The organism is Serratia sp. Nf2, from assembly GCF_003028435.1.
GTDB classification, from domain to species: Bacteria; Pseudomonadota; Gammaproteobacteria; order Enterobacterales; family Enterobacteriaceae; genus Serratia; species Serratia marcescens_L.
Map to the genome: position 1 here is coordinate 1 of NZ_PYTW01000038.1, position 1,049 is coordinate 1,049.

The 1,049-nt window shown below is 68.2% G+C and carries 1 protein-coding gene; it reads left to right on the top strand.

The genetic code is table 11. The features are described 5' to 3' along the window. Positions 1-1,049: PAAR domain-containing protein (locus C9411_RS25270; RefSeq protein WP_199200160.1), on the top strand; the 1,049-nt coding region annotated here is incomplete at both ends.

The window sequence follows — 1,049 nt, forward strand, 5'->3', positions numbered from 1 at the left end:
TCCCATGCCCTGGCCGGCATGATTGCCGGCACCCTTGTCGGCGGCCTGATCGCCGCCGCAGGCGCGGTGGCGGCGGGTGCGCTGTTCGTCGCCGGCCTGGCGGCTTCCTGTATCGGCGTCGGTGTGCTGCTGATCGGCGCCAGCCTGGCGGTGGGGTATCTCACCGGGGAGGCGGCCACCGCGGCGCGCGACGGCATTGCCGACGCCGGTGCCGGTAGCCTGACCCCCAAAGGCAATATCGTCACCGGCTCCCCCAACGTCTTCATCAACGGCAAACCCGCCGCGCTCGCTACCAACAGCCAGGTGGCCTGCAGCGACGACGGCCCGAGCATGCAGATGGCGCAGGGCTCCGACAAGGTCAGCATCAACGGCCAACCCGCCTCACGCGTGGGGGACAAAACCAACTGCGACGCGCAGGTGATGGAAGGCTCGCCCAACGTGTTTATCGGCGGCGGCACCGTCACCACCTTGCCGATCAAGCCCGAAGTGCCGGATTGGCTGTACAAGGTCTCTGACCTGACGCTGTTGTTCGCCGGCCTGGTGGGCGGCGTGGGCGGCGCCGCCGGCAAGCTGGGGGCGCTCGGCAAACTGCTGGGCAAGCTGCCCGGCATCAACAAGCTGGCGCGCATCGCCTGCCGCGCCGGCACCCTGATGACCGCCACCGCCGCCGTCGGCATTATCGCCCGGCCGGTGGATATCGTCAGCGGCCAGAAATTCCTCGACGGCGAAGACGATCTCGATTTCGTGCTGCCTTCGCGCCTGCCGGTTGCCTGGCAGCGCTATTGGCGCAGCGGTAACCCCGGCGACGGCGTACTGGGCCGCGGCTGGAACCTGTTCTGGGAGAGCAGCCTGCAGCCGTATCAGGACGGCCTGGTGTGGCGCGCGCCTTCCGGCGACTTCGTCGCTTTCCCCAGGGTGCCGCGCGGTCACAAAACCTACTGCGAAGCCGAAAAATGCTGGCTGATGCACAACGACGACGGCAGCTGGCAGCTGTTTGACGTCGGCGAACAGATTTTCCACTACCCGCCGCTGGCGGGCGACCAGCCGAG